13 protein-coding genes and 1 pseudogene are annotated in these 17,079 nt (G+C 53.1%); all 14 read left to right on the forward strand.

The window, feature by feature from the left end; all coding sequences use genetic code 11:
* Window positions 1–24: 24 nt before the first annotated feature.
* Window positions 25–612: pseudogene (locus AC0CW1_RS14540) on the forward strand (transposase); the annotation flags it as partial.
* Between the two features lie 131 nt (window positions 613–743).
* Window positions 744–2,552: a hypothetical protein gene (locus AC0CW1_RS14545; protein ID WP_488183722.1), complete on the forward strand. Its 1,809-nt coding sequence runs from the start codon at window positions 744–746 to the stop codon at window positions 2,550–2,552.
* Entirely contained in the window at window positions 2,545–3,471 is a 927-nt protein-coding gene (locus tag AC0CW1_RS14550) for a hypothetical protein (protein WP_488183723.1), read from the forward strand. Before AC0CW1_RS14545 ends, AC0CW1_RS14550 begins: the two co-directional genes overlap by 8 nt.
* A gap of 154 nt (window positions 3,472–3,625) precedes the next feature.
* Entirely contained in the window at window positions 3,626–5,200 is a 1,575-nt protein-coding gene (locus AC0CW1_RS14555) for an AAA family ATPase (protein ID WP_488183724.1), read from the forward strand.
* Between the two features lie 349 nt (window positions 5,201–5,549).
* Window positions 5,550–7,907 (forward strand): DEAD/DEAH box helicase family protein, encoded by a 2,358-nt coding sequence (locus AC0CW1_RS14560; protein ID WP_488183725.1) that lies wholly within the window; start codon window positions 5,550–5,552, stop codon window positions 7,905–7,907.
* A gap of 43 nt (window positions 7,908–7,950) precedes the next feature.
* On the forward strand, window positions 7,951–8,268 hold the full coding sequence (locus AC0CW1_RS14565; RefSeq protein WP_488183726.1) for a phosphoribosyl-ATP pyrophosphohydrolase: 318 nt from the start codon (window positions 7,951–7,953) through the stop codon (window positions 8,266–8,268).
* 185 nt (window positions 8,269–8,453) lie between these two features.
* Window positions 8,454–9,701, forward strand: coding sequence for a nuclease-related domain-containing protein (locus AC0CW1_RS14570; protein WP_488183727.1), 1,248 nt, complete (start codon window positions 8,454–8,456; stop codon window positions 9,699–9,701).
* Window positions 9,702–10,011: 310 nt separating this feature from the next.
* Entirely contained in the window at window positions 10,012–11,319 is a 1,308-nt protein-coding gene (fliD, locus tag AC0CW1_RS14575; RefSeq protein WP_488183728.1) for a flagellar filament capping protein FliD, read from the forward strand.
* A 128-nt stretch (window positions 11,320–11,447) separates the two neighbouring features.
* A complete protein-coding gene (locus AC0CW1_RS14580; RefSeq protein WP_488183729.1) occupies window positions 11,448–12,152 on the forward strand; it encodes a GDSL-type esterase/lipase family protein in 705 nt (234 codons plus the stop codon).
* Window positions 12,153–12,379: 227 nt separating this feature from the next.
* Window positions 12,380–12,925 (forward strand): GNAT family N-acetyltransferase, encoded by a 546-nt coding sequence (locus AC0CW1_RS14585; protein WP_488183730.1) that lies wholly within the window; start codon window positions 12,380–12,382, stop codon window positions 12,923–12,925.
* A 193-nt stretch (window positions 12,926–13,118) separates the two neighbouring features.
* Window positions 13,119–14,528, forward strand: coding sequence for a DHA2 family efflux MFS transporter permease subunit (locus AC0CW1_RS14590; protein WP_488183731.1), 1,410 nt, complete (start codon window positions 13,119–13,121; stop codon window positions 14,526–14,528).
* Window positions 14,529–14,653: 125 nt separating this feature from the next.
* Window positions 14,654–15,259 carry a nitroreductase family protein gene (locus AC0CW1_RS14595; RefSeq protein WP_488183732.1) on the forward strand — a complete coding sequence of 202 codons (606 nt, stop codon included), beginning with the start codon at window positions 14,654–14,656 and terminating at the stop codon, window positions 15,257–15,259.
* Between the two features lie 103 nt (window positions 15,260–15,362).
* Entirely contained in the window at window positions 15,363–16,550 is a 1,188-nt protein-coding gene (locus tag AC0CW1_RS14600) for a sensor histidine kinase (protein WP_488183733.1), read from the forward strand.
* Window positions 16,531–17,037 (forward strand): hypothetical protein, encoded by a 507-nt coding sequence (locus AC0CW1_RS14605; protein WP_488183734.1) that lies wholly within the window; start codon window positions 16,531–16,533, stop codon window positions 17,035–17,037. The genes AC0CW1_RS14600 and AC0CW1_RS14605 overlap by 20 nt, the downstream gene beginning before the upstream one ends.
* The last annotated feature ends 42 nt before the right edge of the window (window positions 17,038–17,079 follow it).

A 17,079-nucleotide genomic window follows, 5' to 3' on the forward strand; every position in this document is an offset into this window, starting at 1 on the left:
TTAGAAAACTAAACGCAGGTTTAACAGTATTACATGGGGATCGACACCGTTCCATCCAGTTCCACGGTACGACAACGATTGGAAAAAGCCGTCGCGTCCCACCCGGAATGGAATGCCATTTTGATGGAAGAATCGGCTCGTCTGATTCAAAAAGTCAACGCGCCTCTAACACCGGTTCGCGTCGGCGGAGTGGACTATTTCACGCTCGACGTCGACGTTACGCCGTTGGACAACTCCGATTCGAAAAAAGAAGGCGTGGGCAGAACCTACAAAGGACACGATGGATACGCGCCTATACTGGCCTACATTGGGCAGGAAGGGTACTGTGTCAATGTCAACCTGCGTCCAGGCAAAGACCACAGTCAAAAAGGAACGCCCGAATTCTTGAAGCAAAGCATTGGCTACGCTCGCATGTGCGGTGCGAAAAAGCTGGTAGCGCGAATGGACTCCGGCTTTGACAGCGCCGATAACCGGGCGGTCTTCCAGGCAGAAAACGTCGACTATGTGATCAAACGAAACCTGCGTCAAGAATCGCTCGACATGTGGCGAGACATCGCCATGGAAAAGGGCACCGCTCGCATTGTTCGTGAAGGAAAAGTCGAGTATACAGGCAGGTATTAGGATTTAGTCCCGAAGCGTTAATGCGACATAATCAGCACCGATTAATATATGCAGCACTTTTATGCAATGAAGCTTTAGATTTCTTACGGGGCGAATCAGTTAAATTACCGGAGTATATTATTATGCCAAAAAAGTATAGAGAGGCAACTGGGCGTATAGCTAATTATTGGTGTAAAAGATGGTTAGATAGTAGATTGAATAATACCGATACTTTAACCAAGTTAGCCACTACTAATAGTTGGGCGCTTTCCGAACAATTACCGGTAAATTCTCCTGAACGCTTCAACGAGGACGGTGATGCTTCGTTTATGAAATCTACTGAACTTCAGGAAAATGAAAGAACTACTAAAGAAATTGAATTTTGGCAGTCTTTAGCTGTTGCAGGTCCAGTAGTTTGCGCCGATGAATTATCAGAAGCAGATATTCAGAAACTACATGTTGAACAAAATTTAGAAGCTTTCATAATTGAAAAAGTTAAGAACGGCTTTAGCATAATATTAACGGGTAACGCCGGAGATGGAAAAACACATATTCTTCGTCGACTGGAAAACGAACTCTTAAAATTTGATGCAGTCATACAAACCGATGCAACGGCAGTTATTCGACATAATGATGTAAAACCAATTGTAGATGAATGGCGTCAAGCATTAGCAACTGGAAGACCATACTGTTTAGCGGCAAATGAGTATCCTTTATATGAACTTCGAACCAAAGGAAAACACTTGATTCCGCAATTGGCGGAAGTTGACAGACAATGTCGTCAACGTTTTGCTTATGGTCCTGAATTGGAACATGAAGATGCGAAGGGAAAAGTAATAGTCATAGATTTGAGCATTCGTAATCCGCTTGTTCCTGATTTTGTATCAAAAATGCTCGAACGCATATTGGACAATCCTGATTTGGTTGATTTTGCCAGTGCGGGAATAGACCCAATATTTAGCAACAACTTTAAGCACCTTTCCCATCCAATCGTTCGAAGACGGTTTCTTAATCTATTTTATCGACTCGTTATTCGTGGTCATCGAGCACCTATAAGGGAACTTTGGATCATTATAGCTCGAATATTTTTCTCCAAAAACTCGAGAAATCTTATTCCTCGTTCTCCAGGAAGTTGGTACTCAGAGAGACTTTTCGAAACAGATGGACGTTTTTCTCTCCCGCAGGCACTTAAGAAGTACTGCGACCCTTGTTCGTTTAGTCACCCCCAATGGGACAGATTATTAGAGACACCGTCGGGGACAAAATCTACTGATTGGGTAGTTGAAAATCAAGAACCGTTGGTAAGTTTAAATCGTGATATGATTGAACGGTTCAAGATTATAAAAAGATTATTCTATTTTGAACACGTTCATGGGGACAAAGTATTTGAACTTGAAGATGATGCAGCTCGTAATTTTAAGTTATTACTCGAAGATATTGACAGTCCGGATGAAACAATAAAAAAGGAGCTTATCGAGACTATAAACTTAAGCTACTGTCCGTTAAGGTTTAATGGTATGAAAGACGCACTGTACCTTTGGATCGGTCATCGTTTTCATGAAAAGCCGACTCGCTCATACGTAGCAAATCAATCTATTCCATCGGGACAATTTCAAATTCTAAAGCCACGGTTACCCCGCCGTCTTTCATGCGCTATTGATTATGTACCTGATCATTTTCTGTTACGATTTGAATATCAAAACCAGATTGTAAATCTAAAAATTGACTATTCGCTATATAGTACCCTAATTAAAATTCGTAATGGATTACCTAGACATCTCGTTCCGGAAAAAGATGCTAATACCCTTGATGTTTTTTTAGAAAAATTACATGCTTTAAACATTAAACAAGAACGGGTATTTATTACCTTTAATGCCGAACATCAAGTAGTTAGTCGCATTCAGCTTTCCGCTGATTGGAAAAAATATATGGCGGTGACCCTTCATGAGTAATATACCAGTAGACAAACAAAAGATTCATTTCGAAGCTCTTGGGTATGAACCAATGAGAATGAAACCAGTTCATTTTGCTACGGGGTTCTTTTTATCTTTAATGGGACGGTATTATACTTTAGAAATGCTCAATAAGGTTGCCGTCATAAAACACAAAAGTGGATTAAGGGGAGATTATACTAACGAAAACCTACTTCAAATATTAAAAGATTTAGATTGTGTTGGAACAGATTTGAATGAAAGAAGTCTTAAATTGTTACGTTTGCAGATTAATAGTATAATCGATAACGATGATGCTGTCTTTGCAACATACAAACCATATTCACCTTCTTTTGGGAATGATTATACTGTAATTTCTGATAGAGTATTAACCTCCCAAAAACGGTTAGATGGTTTCGCTGGATATTTCGTTTATCAAGTGCTTAAAAATTCTGGTGATGATGGTGAAAAAATACTGAACTTTGCCCAGGAATGTATAGCATGTAAGGAATCTACATTAGATCGTATTATTACTCCATTGCTAGATGAAGTATCCTTTTTATGGGATAATCCATACCCAGTCAAACTTGGGGAATTAAGTGAAGAAAGATTGCAAACACTATCGTGCCTAATGAAAGCACAAACCCAAGCGATTGCAACCCTTTGTGAAAATCTTAAGGATAATGCCTCCAATCAGACTATGTTAAGAAGTCTTGTTCTCGGCTTATGCATTTGGTTATTTATTTACCTGCAAAAGGTATCAGAGATAGGACAAAATAGTCCGCTTCTTGTCATGGATTTTTTAGGTAGAAAAAACTTGCGACTTCGTACTACGAGTAAAAACAGTTTTAACCGACAAAGGGAACGTTTCTATAATTTGTACATGAACATGTGGGATGCTGGACTATTAAGTTTTAATGGCAGTCCGAAGAGAGGGTAGTTCTTTCGTTATAGAATGTATAGAGGTTAAAACTACTGAAAGTCGCTCTATATCAGACGAAGGGCAGATAATTAGTCATGCATGTGATCAAATTACTGCAACCTTAGATGCATGTGCCAAAGCTCTTCCAGACAACACTGCTGGGGAAGACCCTTTGTCAGCACCTCGCTGTGAGATGCTTAAGGAAGTCTTTGTTTCGGCATGTCAATCACGATCTTTTGATGCGGAACTAAGAAGCCGCTGGGGTACTTTATTACGGTCACTTTTTCGTGAAGATGGTGAGACTGTTCCAATTACATTCCAAGGAGAAGTTGTCCGTGTTCTGCTAGGTAGTAATGATAACCTACAAGAGACTGTTATAACAGCAGAACCTTTTCTTATAAAAGCCAGAAATCTTACAGAGAGTAGGTTGCAGGATTTAATTGAAGGTGTTAGTGGTAATGTGGAGAAAATAGTTGACACCTCCATTGTATCTTCTCCATTAACCAACCCAAAAAGTGAGGTTCTCCAATACCCGAGCTCTTCAACGCTTCCCTCTGATGAATATTCAAATTCAGTCGAAGAAATCTTGCCTATTTCTAATGTACAAGGAAAGAATGTAACAGAGAATGTTGCAGAGCAGAAATCATCGTACAACATAACTCAACCAATACAAGCTACTCAACAGTTAAATTCTAATGAAAAGGTAGAATTACCTTGGCCTCCCCAAGTTAACGCGCTTGGGATGATTGGACAAGATCAAGCCGTTCAACAACTTATAAATCAAGTTAATTTTGCTCGTGTATCAGGTCATAGGTTTTCGGACAAATTGTTGGTTGGTCCAGCAGGAGTAGGAAAAAGTAGTTTAGTACGTGCAGTTGCTAGAAAACTTTTGAACGAGGAGGAGCTGCTGTTTAACGGTGCAGACCTTCGCCACCCGAAAATGATAATATCAAGACTTCAAGAGAAGAAAAAAATACCCAAAACTTCGCATGGAAATGTACGGATCGAAAAATGTTTGATATTTATAGATGAAGTACATGCGATATCCCCCGTGGTTGCTACTGCCTTATTAAGTGCAATGGATGACGCTCGAATTACAACTATTGAAGGAACAAATTATGACTTCGGCAATGTAATTATCATGTTAGCCACTACAGACTCTGGAAAACTATCCGAAGCTTTTAATAGTAGACCAGATAAAATATATCTTCCTCCGTACTCTTTACATGAACTCGCAGGAATCGGAATCGTTTGGTTACATGGGAAGGAATGCCTTGGGGGATATGAACTACCACGTCAAGTTTGCATCGAAATTGCTGCTCGGAAACGTTGTCAACCTCGTCGGGCCGTAAGAGTTCTTAAATACGAAATGATTCCCTATTTCTTTGGGATAACACATGAAGGAACAGAGGAAACAGTAGATTATTATCGAATTGCACAGTCACTTACTCCCGAAACGGTATCTCAATGGTTTGAAGAAAAAGGTATAGATTTTAACGGTTTAGACGCGCTTGATTTAAATTGCCTTGGCTATCTGCGTAGACAAGGGGCAACTTCTCGTGAACGTCTTCAACAAGCATTGGGAATTTCGAACAAAGGTGACTTTGTCGAACAGATTGAGTACCTTATAAGACTAGGATTAGTAAATGTGTCCGTTGCAGGTTGTACTCTTACACGGGATGGTTCACGATATCTTGAACGACCTTTTAACCTGCGCGACCGGATTTCTAGACAGATTATTGGTTAGTTAGTATACAACTATCCTTATTCAAAAACAATTACAGGGAAGCAGTTCAGCCAACGCGCTGGACTGCTTTGTCTTAGCTGTTTCAATGGACAGGGAGGGTGGGGTTTATTGGATTTGGATGCGAATAGGAAATGTCATCTATTTGAAATGATTACGATTAGTTCGAAGGGAAAGGAAACGGTTGCATCTACTAAGGAGTTAGCATCCATTAGGGAAAACCTTTTCTAGAAGAGCCCATATTGAAAAATGGCTTAGGTCGATATGATTGGCTAGATGTTCGTTTATTTCACGAATTGACCAATTACCAAATTTGTGGATTGATTTTTTAAATATTGAGGAACGTAAGAACATGTCAGAAAGAAAAATGAAGAACTCAGAAGACCTCTTCTTCGAACTCTTCGCCGAAACCTTCGGCCTCGACAAACTCCAATACCTTGTCCCCGAGTACGCCTTCGAGGACATCTACGGTTATCCAAGGCGCATTGACTACGCGCTGATGAGCGGTGTGGACAAGTTTGCCCTGGAGATCGACGGACAGCGTTATCATGATCCATTGCAGGTGGCGAAAGACAAGTTTATCGACGATCTGATCCGTCAGAACAGCCTCGTCTACCAGGGTTGGACCGTCTATCGTTGGGCCTACCGGCAATTGTCCCAAAGTCGGGAACAGGTGAAAAGCGAGCTGGTGCAGTTCCTTGGACACAACCCGTTGCTCCAGTTGTGGGCGGAGTTTCTGCCCTTGCAGCGGACTGGCGAAGTGACCTCAGGGGATTTAGAACTGCGCGAACATCAGGCTGCTGCTTTGGATGAATTGGCCCGGCTACGCCAGGAAGGGAAAACCATCGCCCTGCTGACACACGCCACCGGAACGGGAAAGACGACAACGGCGGTTTTGGACGCCAAGCGCAGCGGGCTTCCGGTTCTATTTCTGGCCCACACCCGTGAACTGGTCGAGCAGGCCGCCCGCACCTTTGCCCGTCTCTGGCCGGAGGCGTTGGTGACGATAGAGGACGGCGATGGACGCCGCAGCCTCAGTAAAACAACAGAAAGTTCGGAAGGAAGCAAAAGGGCAGGCGCCCCCGTTGTTGTCGAGGGTGAAGAGAACATCTCTCCTCCGGTAGAGGTGCTCGTCAGCAGCGTCCAATACGTGAGTCGCAACCTTTTCTCTTTTTCACCCGAACAGTTCGGCTATCTCGTCATCGATGAAGCCCATCACGCCGCCTCCCGTACATACAAGGAAGTCATCGGCTACTTCAAAACCCGGTTCATGCTTGGGCTGACGGCGACGCCGGAACGGATGGACGGCCAGTCGCTCCTCGATATCTTTCAGCATGTGGCCCACCGCATGGATCTGAAAATGGCCATCGAGATGGGGGAACTGGTTCCCATCCGCTGCGTTCGCGTCAAAACCAACGTCGATCTGTCCTCAGTGCGCGTCAACGGATTTCGCTATCAGGCAAAAGACCTGGAGGAGAAACTGCGCATCCCCGAGCGTGACCGCTTGATTGTGCAGGCCTATCTGGAACTGACGCCGGGGGAGCGGACCGTTGTCTTTTGCGTCAATGTGGCCCATGCCGAAAGCTTGGCAGAACTGTTTTGCGCCGAAGGAGTCCCGGCCCGTGCAGTGTCGGGCCGGCAAGGCCGGACGGAACGACAGCAGATTCTTGCCGATTACGCTGCAGGCGCTATCCGGGTGCTCTGCGCCTGTGATATCCTCAATGAAGGCTGGGACAGCCCGGAGACGCGGGTCCTGTTCATGGCCCGTCCGACGCTCTCCAAGGTGATCTACCTCCAGCAGTTGGGGCGGGGCACCCGCAAAGCCCCCGGAAAAGAATCGCTGCTGGTAGTCGATTTCGTCGACAACGGAAACCGTTACAACCAGGGGTTGAACCTGCACCGCCTGTTTAAGATTCGCGAGTATATGGCCGGTCGGCTGGCCCTGGCGCCAGCCAAACAGATCGCCGAAGAGCAGGCGGCCTGGGAGGCGTCCCGGCTCAGCCGGGAACTGCCTGAGGCGCTGGCCCATCTGCACCTTTGGCTGAAAGACATCGAAGTGGTGGATCTCTTTGACTGGCAGGACGCCATCGAACATATGTGGAGCCACCGCCGCCTGGCGATGGAACTGGGCGTATCGGACGATACGGTGATCAACTGGGTGAAAAAGGGCAAGGTCCAGGCCGATCATGCCGTACCTCTCGGCAAGCGGACTTATTACTACTTCGAGCCTGACCGGGCCGAGGAGATCCGGCGTTCGACGAATACGCCGCCAAGACTTCCGATTTACGATGAGTTTTTTCTCTTTGTGCGCCAGGCCGATATGGTCTTCTCCTATAAGCCGGTCTTGTTGACGGCCATGCTGGAACTGGCCGATGCAGAGGGGCGCGTCCGTGTCGACGGCCTAGTGGAACGCTTTGCCCGCTTTTATCGAGAACGGGATGAGCGGGGATTGCCTGTTGAAGCGCCCAAGGCGAAGATGGCCCGCGTGCGTGATCTGACGAGCGACAATATCCGTGCCGTCTTGTTCGAAATGCCCTTCGAGAAGTTTGAACGGAAAGGATACTTCCGCCGCTGCCGCGAATTGACGGAAGTGGAGTGGCATCCCTCCCTATGGGCCAAGCTCACTGCAAGCGACAAAGAGATGCTCCTACGTGAGGCCCAGTGGCAGATCGATGATTATTACGCGCGGCGGGTCGTCCCTCAGGGTTAACGTGTGAGGGAAGAGCCAGCAGGAGAAGAAAGGAGCGCGCACCATGGCTATTGTTTCCCATAACAAACTCGTCCGCGACCTCATCCCCCAGATCATCCTCCGCGCCGGCAAGTACCCGGAAATGCGCATTGCTGACGACGCCGAGTATCGCCAACTGCTCCTCGAAAAGCTTCAGGAGGAGATGCAGGAATATCTTGACTCGGGTAATCCGGAGGAACTGGCCGATATCCTGGAGGTCTTGGTGGCACTGGCCGGGGCCGATGGGCTCTCCTGGTCGGAAATCGAGGCCTTGGCCGATCAGAAGCGACAGGAACGGGGCGCTTTTCGGGAAAAAATCGTCTTAATCCGGGTGGAAGATTGACACTTGTCATAAATCGACATTTTCCAACAAAGGGTTATGCCCCCTGACGGCGAAAAAAGCATAGTTAAAAAACCTGCCGCTTTATCGGGTTTGTCGGCAGGTTTTTCTTTTTCAATGGGATGCTCGATGGAAGCAAGCGAGGAAGCCGTAACCGTAAAGTTTCGATGCAAAGGGGAGACGAGCCAATGGCGCGCGTGGTGGAACAGGATGAAGTGTTGAAAAGGGAGTTTCAACGGCGTATCGATCAGAAGATAAAAGAAAAAAAGGACGCCATGAAGAAAAGCATAGATGAAGACCTTTCTCCCTTGGTGTCTTGGTTTGTCAAACCGCTTGCCGGTCTCGTTTTTAACGTAGAGCAAGCCAAGCGGGAGAACAAAGGCGACGATGGGGAATCGGAAGTGGCAAGAGCCCTGAAAAAAGGCCTGCCCGACAACTGGGTGGTGATGAACGATGTGGTCGTTGAACCCGACCCGGAGGTGTTCGCCCAAAACGATCATATCGCCGTCGGACCGCAGGGTCTTTTCGTAATCGAAACGAAAGCCTGGGAAGGTTCTTATCTGGCCCACAAGGATCATTGGAAGCGGCGGGAGGGTAAGAACTGGGTCAAGTGTGACAGCCCTACCTTGCAGAACTGGCGTCATGCCCAGCGGGTTGGCAAATGGCTTCAGGATACGGGCTTGATGAATATTCCCTATCCTTTGGCCGACTGGGTCCGCCCGGTCGTCGTATTTACATGCGCCAAATGGGTGAAGGCGAACGACTGCTCCATGCCGATCACCCAGGGCGTAAGCGAACTGCTCGCTTACATCCGCCTCTTTGAGCAGGAACTGCTGACACCGTCTCAGGTGGAGAAGATTGTCACCCTGCTGCAGTATCCGCGAGTCGCCAAAGCCTTTTCCAGCAAGGCTATCGTCTCCATCGACGTGGAAGCCGAAATCGCCGCGACGACGGAGAAGCCGGTCCAAGCTCCTCAGGGCAGTGCCGGTGAATCTTCTTCGACGGCGAGCGCTGAACCCTCCGCGGCGAACGATATGGAAACCGTTACTGTTTCACCTGCGGCGGTTAAATCGGCGACAGGCAAGGTGGCTTCGCCTGCCCAGACGCTTGCCGAGTCATCTCTTCAGGAAGCCTCGCCGGCGCAAGTTCTGGCACAATCGGCCTCTTTGACCACTACGGGACCTGCACAGCCTCAACCCACACCATCTCCTGCGCCTGCACAGAACCAACCCGCCCCATCGTCCGCCTTATCGAAGCCTGACCTCCCGCCTCACGAACAGTCGACCACCCGAGATGGAAAGGGATATGTGCGCGTTACAGCCGGTTATGAAGACGCGAAGCGCCTCTATGAGCACTACAAGCCCAACCACCCCAACATCGGTCCCCTTAAGCGGGACAGGTACAAAAAAGACACCTTTTACTTCTATCTGACGTAACCCTTAAAAAACATTCTGCCAATACCCTAGAGTTGACATCACTGTTTAATCTAAAGACGGAAACCCCTGAAATCACCAGCGCGGAGCGGATTTTTCAACGATCCGCTCCCTTTTTCTGGGTGCAAGACCGTCATTCCCGTTTGCTTTATTGACGATATAAAAAGTGGGAAGGGAGGGCATCTTTTTCCTTGCCGGTGATTGACAGCCGGCTCAACCTGTGAGAGGATAAATTTGCAGAGATCTATCCTCGTTTTACCATGGCGAACAACCGTTTTCCCTAAGGGGGAAGCGACACGAAGGAGGTGTCGTCATGGTTGGTTCGATCAGTTCCATCGGGTATAGCCGGTATATCGGCGCCTACCGGACATCGCTGGTGAGCTCGCTGGTCGCGAGTTCTGCCCCTGCGGCCACGCCCTTTGTGCCTTCCGTTACGCCGGGTTCGACGCTGCTGGAGAACCGGAATCGCTACCTCTCGACGGTCCAGAGCGCCCGCGACCAGTTCGTCGATCTGGCGAAGCAGGCGAAGGATCTCGCTGGCGGCGAGAACGTTTTTGACCAGCGGAGCGTCGATGCGGGCGGGTCTGCCGCGGTTGCGGGCACGGCTGCTAAAAACGCCGCCTTTGCCACCTACAACGTAGGCGTCAGCCAAGTGGCGAAGGCCCAGCAGAACACCGGCAACGCCTTCACGGCGACCGCCCTTTCCGGCGACGCCGGATTTGCGGCGGGGACGAACAAGTTCACCATCTCCGGCAACGGCGTCAGCAGGAGCCTCTCCGTCGACGTGGGCGCCGGCGACAATGCGAAGACGGTGCTGACGAAGATGGCCAACGCCATCAACAACGCCTCCGGCCTCGGCGTCACCGCCCAGGTGGTCGACACGACCGCCGGCGGCGTGACGAAGAGCCAGCTCAAGCTGACGGCGCAAAAGACCGGCACCGACAACACCTTTACTGTGGCCGACACGGTGGGCAACCTGGCCACAGCCAGCGGCGCCGGCAACGAGACGACGGCGGCCCAGAACGCCCAGTACAAGGTCAACGGCGCGGCCTTTACGAGCCAGAGCAACGACGTGAAGCTCGACGGGGGCAAGGTCAACCTTACCCTGAAAGGGACGACCGTCAGCGACGTGGCGGTGAAGGTCGGCTACGATGCGAGCGCCATCACCGGCGAGATCAACGGCTTCGTCAAGTCCTTCAACAGCACCGGCGACGTGCTCCAGAAAAACGCCGGCTTGCTCAGTTCCACCTTGAGCCGCGGGATGGAGCGCTTTGTCTCCGACAGCCGCAACGCGCTGAAAGACATGGGCATCACCGTCACCTCCGGCAACAAGCTGAAGATCGACGCCGACAAGCTGAAGCAGACCCTGGCCGACAACCCGAGTCGCGTCGAACAGACGTTGGCCGGCTACGGCGGCTTCGCCTACAAGGTGGGCCAGTTTGCCCAGGGTGTCTCCGCCATGTCTCCGTCGTCGCTGGCCGCTCCGTCGGCCCGTTATGGCGGTGGCGGCGCGAACAGCCTCCTGCGCCAGCAGTATGGCCTCTATATGCAAAACGCAAATCTCGGTCTCTATATGCCCCAGATGTTCGGCACCGGGAGTTTTTACGACTCCTACATCTAGATCGCAGCGACGGTCCGGCCAAGCGCCGGGCCTTTTTTCGTCTGAACCAAAAGTGGGTTCCATGCCTTCGACTTCAACGGTGTTCGGATTTCTGATAAATGCCTGGTCAGTTGCAGAAGGGGACGTCGATGGTTGATAATAATGGCGAGGTGGAAAATGTCATGTACGAAACAGCGGCCCTTTTTGCCGTCGGCGATTCCCTGACCTTCGGATACCCTTATGGTCCGGACGATTCCTGGACAGCCATGGTGGAGCGGTCCCTGGCCCGCCCTGTCGTCAATCTCGGTGTGAACGGCGCGACGACTGATGACATGCGCCGCGAGTTGATCAACATCCTCCCCGATGTGGAGCCCCGTTCCGCCGTCATCATCACCGGCGGCGCCAACGACGCCTACAACCTGGTCTCGCCGACCAAGAGCCTGCGCCACTATCAGGACATGGTCGAGCGGATCCTCATCGCCCGCTGCCTGCCCATCATCGGCCTGACCGGCCCCATGAGCGATGAGCCTTTCCAGACGCGCCTGTTGGAGTTTCGGGCCTTGCTGCTTGATCACCTGGACGAGATGCTCGCGCCAGCCTTGCGGCAGTGGAAGGCGCAGGTGTCGGGGCAGGTGTCGGGGCAGGCGCCGGCGCAAGCCCCAACCCCAACCCCAACCCAAGCCCTAATACAGCCGACGCCCCTGCCGGTGATCGATTTCTTTCCCGCCCTCGTTGCGCCCGATGGCCGTTCCCTTCACCCCGAACTCGCCTCCGGCGACTGCCACCCGAACCGGGCAGGTTACGCCAAAATGGGAGAGGCGGCCGTCGCCGCCCTGCGTCAGTTTATCAAGTGAGCAATACCCCGTCGGATACCCCGTGGGAACCCTGCTGGTGGCGCTCACTGGCTTCGCCGGCGGGGTTCTTTTTTGCCCGATGCGCCCCGGCGGGCGCTGAATTGTAAGAATTGTGAACCAAATGGTGATCCCAAGTCGCCCCTTGTCCCGTATACTGATGAATAGGGATTTTTTTCATATGAAGATGCCGGCAGCGGCAAATCATGGGGAAACGGGGCGAGAGTCGAATGGGTCCTATCTTAGTCCGTGAAGCGACTGCCGCAGATGCCTCCGCCATCGCCAGGATTAACGTCGACACCTGGCGGACAACCTACCGGGGGATTATGCCTGATCAGATGATCGACGCCTTTTCTTATGAAGGAAGGGAGAAGTACTTTCAGGAATTTCTCCATCAGCGCAAAGACAAGTCCTTCCTGTTGGTGGCCGAATTAAAAGAAGCCGGCGACGCGCCTGCTGCGGACTTGCCGGGTGAATTGCTTGCTGCGGACCTGCCGGGCCAACCGACTGCCCCAGACATGGCGGGTGTGATCGCCGGCTTCGCCTCCGGCGGCCCCGAACGGTTTGACATCGCGCCCTTTTCCGGTGAAGTCTACTCGCTCTATGTATTGCTGGAACATCAGGGAAAAGGCGTCGGCGGGCGGCTCCTGACGGCGGCTTTTGACCGGCTGCTCCAGGCCGGCCTGACGTCATCGACAGTCTGGTCCCTGGCCGGCAACCCCTATCGCCGTTTTTATGAAAAGATGCAGGGAACGGTCGTCGACAACCGGCGCTAGACGAAGGGCTCGAATTTGCCATCTACGGCTGGTTCGACCTCAAAACGGCGGTGTCGGGGGGCTTGTGGCGATGATCGGGCCGATCTCACAGATTCTTGTTTTGTGCGAGCGGCGAAGTCAGTTATAATTGTGCTAACATACCCCTTGCTCCATTTATCACCAGACGCCGCGCTTCACGAGGGGGAGTATCTTTTTGAACCAAGCTGCTGCCGCTCCCGATCCTCGCCGCTGGTTGATCCTCTTTTCCGTCATGACTGCCGGTGTGATGGGACCCATCGACGGCAGCGTCGTCAATGTGGCCTTGCCCACCTTCAGCCAGTTCTTTCAGGTGGGCCTGCACACAGTCAGTTGGGTGACCATGTCCTACCTGCTGGTGCTGGGCAGCCTGATCCTGACCTACGGCCGGCTCGGTGACATCTACGGCTTTAAGCGCATCTTGCTGGTCGGCATCGCCATCTTCACCGCCGCATCGGCCCTTTGCGCCCTGGCGCCCACCATCTGGGCCCTCGTCGCCTTCCGGGCCTTGCAGGCAGTCGGGGCCGGCATGTTCATGGCCGTCGGTCCCGCCATCATCGCCTCCGTCTTCCCGCCGCAAGAGCGCGGCCGCGCCCTCGGGACGAACGGCATGGTCGTCGCCGTCGGCCTGGCCCTCGGTCCGACCCTGGGGGGATTTCTCCTCACCTGGGCCGGCTGGAAAGCCATCTTCCTGATCAACATCCCCGTTGGCCTGATCGGCTTTCTCCTCTGCCTGCGCATGGTGCCTGACCGCCGCGATCGCCGCCCCCAATCCTTCGATCTGCTCGGGGCGGCCCTCGGCTTTTTCACCCTCGGCGCCTTCTTGCTGGCCGGCAGCTATGGCGAGGAATGGGGATGGACGTCACCCCCCATTTTGACGCTGAGTACGGTCTTCATCGCCGGGGCCCTTTCCTTCGTCGCCTGGGAGCGGCGGGTGGAGCAGCCCATGCTCGATCTGGACCTTTTCAAGAACCGGGTCTTTCTGTCAGCCAACTTCGCCGGTCTGATGAACTTCATGGCTTTATCGTCCATGATGTTTCTGTTGCCCTTTTTCATGCAGCAGGTGCTCGGCTATGCCCCTGGGCGGATCGGCCTGATCCTGACCGTGTCGCCGGCGCTGATGCTCGTCATGTCGCCCCTGAGCGGAACCCTCTCCGATAAGCTGGGGACGCGGCGGTTGGCCTTCGCCGGCCAGTCGCTCGTCGCTGTCTCTCTGCTGCTCATGGCGACCTTGCGCCCTGACGCCGAGGCCGTCGATATCCTCTGGCGCTTGAGCATCTTCGGCCTGGGCGCCGGCGTCTTCATGGCGCCGAACAACAGCGCCGTCATGGGGAGCGTTCCCCGCCACCGCCTCGGCATCGGTTCCGGCGTGCTGGCGACGGTGCGCAATGTGGGCATGGTCCTCGGCATCGCCGTCAGCAGCGCCCTCGTCACCTGGCAGGCCGGCGTCCATGCAGCGCCGGGGGCTGTTGACGGCGTGGCCGGGTTTATGGCCGGCTTGCGGACGGCTTTTCTCGCCGGCGCGCTGCTGGCCGCCGCCGGCGCCTTCGCGTCGCTGGCGCGGGGGGATCAGGAGTTGGCCGGTTAGATGAAGGCGGATAGCCGGACGAATCAAGTGGAAGGGCGCAACCGACGATAAATAAAGATAGTCACGTGAATCAGAAACATAGCAGCGAATCGTCGCGAAAAAAATGATGGTTGGGAGAGTTTCCGATGGAATTGCGAGAGGTCATCTACGGGCGCCGGTCGGTGCGCAAATATGCCGAGCAAAAAGTGGAGCGCGAACAGGTGCAGGCCTTGCTGGAGGCGGCGGTGCAGGCGCCCAGCGCCATGAACAGCCAGCCCTGGGCTTTTGTCGTCATCCAGGACAAGGACAGGCTCAAAGCCTATTCCGATCAGGCCAAGGCGATGATGCTCGCTCTCTGTGACACGCGGCCGCTCTTTGAGAAGTACCGGTCGCTCTTTACCGATCCTGACTACAATATCTTTTATGATGCTTCGACGCTGATCGTCGTTTACGCCAAACCGGCCGGTCCCAACCCGACCATCGACTGCGCCCTGGCGGCTCAGAACATCATGCTGGCGGCGCGGGACATGGGGCTTGGCTCATGCTGGATCGGCTTCGCTCTGGGTCTGCTCAATGACCCGGTGGTGAAGGCGAAGTTGGGCGTTCCCGAGGGCTGTCAGGCGGTGGCGCCGTTGATCGTCGGCTATCCGCAAGGGGAATTCCGGCTGATGCGCAAGAAAGCGCCGGAGATTATGGCTTGGTTGGAAAGCGAAAAGATTGACTGTGAACATAGCGTTAACGAAAATGAGTGACCCCCGATGGGGACCATTGACCTCTGGACACTGCCGGGCTGATGATGGCATCCCATGGGCTTTGCCGGGCTGAAATCGCGATCTTGAGAGGAGGTGGGGTTTGTTGGATTCATCATCTGCGCTGTCCATTGAATTCGGCGGAAACGTGCTATCCGAACGATTGAGCCGTTGCGAAGTGGCAGCCCAGGCGAACCTGATCGAAAAACTCGAAGGCGTACGGGTTGCCTTCAATGCCCTGCCTCATGTCACCATGGTGCTCAACCGGCAGCGGCAGATCATCTTTGCCAATTCGGTGCTTTTCGATATGCTGGGCAATGTCAACATGGACGAGGTGCTGGGGGTGCGCCCTGGCGAGGTATTGCGCTGCATTCACGCCCAGAACGAGACGGGCGGTTGCGGCACCACCGAATCTTGCCGGACCTGTGGCGCCTTCTTTGCCCTCATGAACGGCCTTGACGGCAAACTCGATTGCCGGGACTGCCGGATATCGGTCCGTGCCGGCGAATCCTTCCGCGCCCTCGATGTGCGCGTTTTGGCCAACCCCATTGTGGTGGACGAAAAAATCTTCTCGATCGTGACGATGACCGACATCAGTCACGAAAAACGGCGCAAGATGCTGGAACGGATTTTTTTCCATGATGTGATGAACACAGCCAGCGGTCTGCAAGGACTGCTGGAGTTGGGCCGCGAAGTGGAAGATGTGGAAGAGGCCCGGAGTCTCCTCGGCACGCTCGAATCGGTGGCCAGCGGTCTTGTCGACGAGATCGCCGAGCAGCGCGACCTGATCGCCGCCGAAAACGACGAGCTCAAGGTGATCCCTGCCTATATCCGCTCGCGGGAACTGCTCGAAGGGCTGGTGCGGCAGTTTATCGCCAATGAGCAGTACGGGCGCTGGGCTGTCCGCATGGAGGGGAACTCGGATAACGCCACCTTTCTTAGCTCGCCGGTGCTGCTGCGCCGGGTGTTGAAAAACATGCTGAAAAACGCCGTCGAGGCGTCGCCGCCTGGCGCGGTGATCACAGCCGGCTGCCGGAAGGTGGGCGATTGGGTGGAGTTCTGGGTGAACAACCCCGTTCCCATGACGCGGGAGGTGCAGCTCCAGGTCTTCAAGCGCTCCTTTTCCACCAAAGGGGAGGGCCGCGGGATCGGCACCTACAGCATGAAGCTGTTGACCGAGCGATACCTGAACGGGCGAATCCACTTCACCGTCTCCGCCGATTCGGGGACGACCTTTGTCGTCGCCTATCCCCTCGACAATCAGGAATGGAAGAGTGAGGAATTTGCCGGCTGAAGCGGTTGAGGTGTTGCCCATGTATGTGGCCCTGCAATACTCCAAACCGGATTTATGGCCCCTGGAGCCGGGACCGCTCGGCTGGAAGCTCCTTCGCCAGGGGCTCATGACCCTGGAACCTCGGACCGCGAAGGCGCCCTCCGAGGAACGGCGCCATAGCAGTTGGGTCTATCTGGAGATCCCTGAAACGGCGCCAGCCGTCTACTGGTTGGTCCGTGAATCGCTGCCCGGACCGATCAGCGGTCATATCTGGCTGCATATCCGGGCGCCGCAGCGTTTCTGGGACATCTATGAGGAATACGCCTCCGGCTTGGCCGAGGGTGGGCCGGAGCAGGTGGAATGCATCGTCGAAGCGGTCCAGCCGCCCGGTTCGGTCCAGGTGCACCGGCTGGAGGCGCTCCTGCCGGAGCATTTCCCTTCAGGGCCGGTCTGGCGGTTCGTGCAGTTTTTGATGGAGCGTTGGGGTCGCCCCTTGTCGGCCGACTAGCCGGCGAGGGATAGTCTCCTTTTGCGTGGGCAAACTAAAAAA

This window comes from Heliomicrobium sulfidophilum (assembly GCF_057715735.1).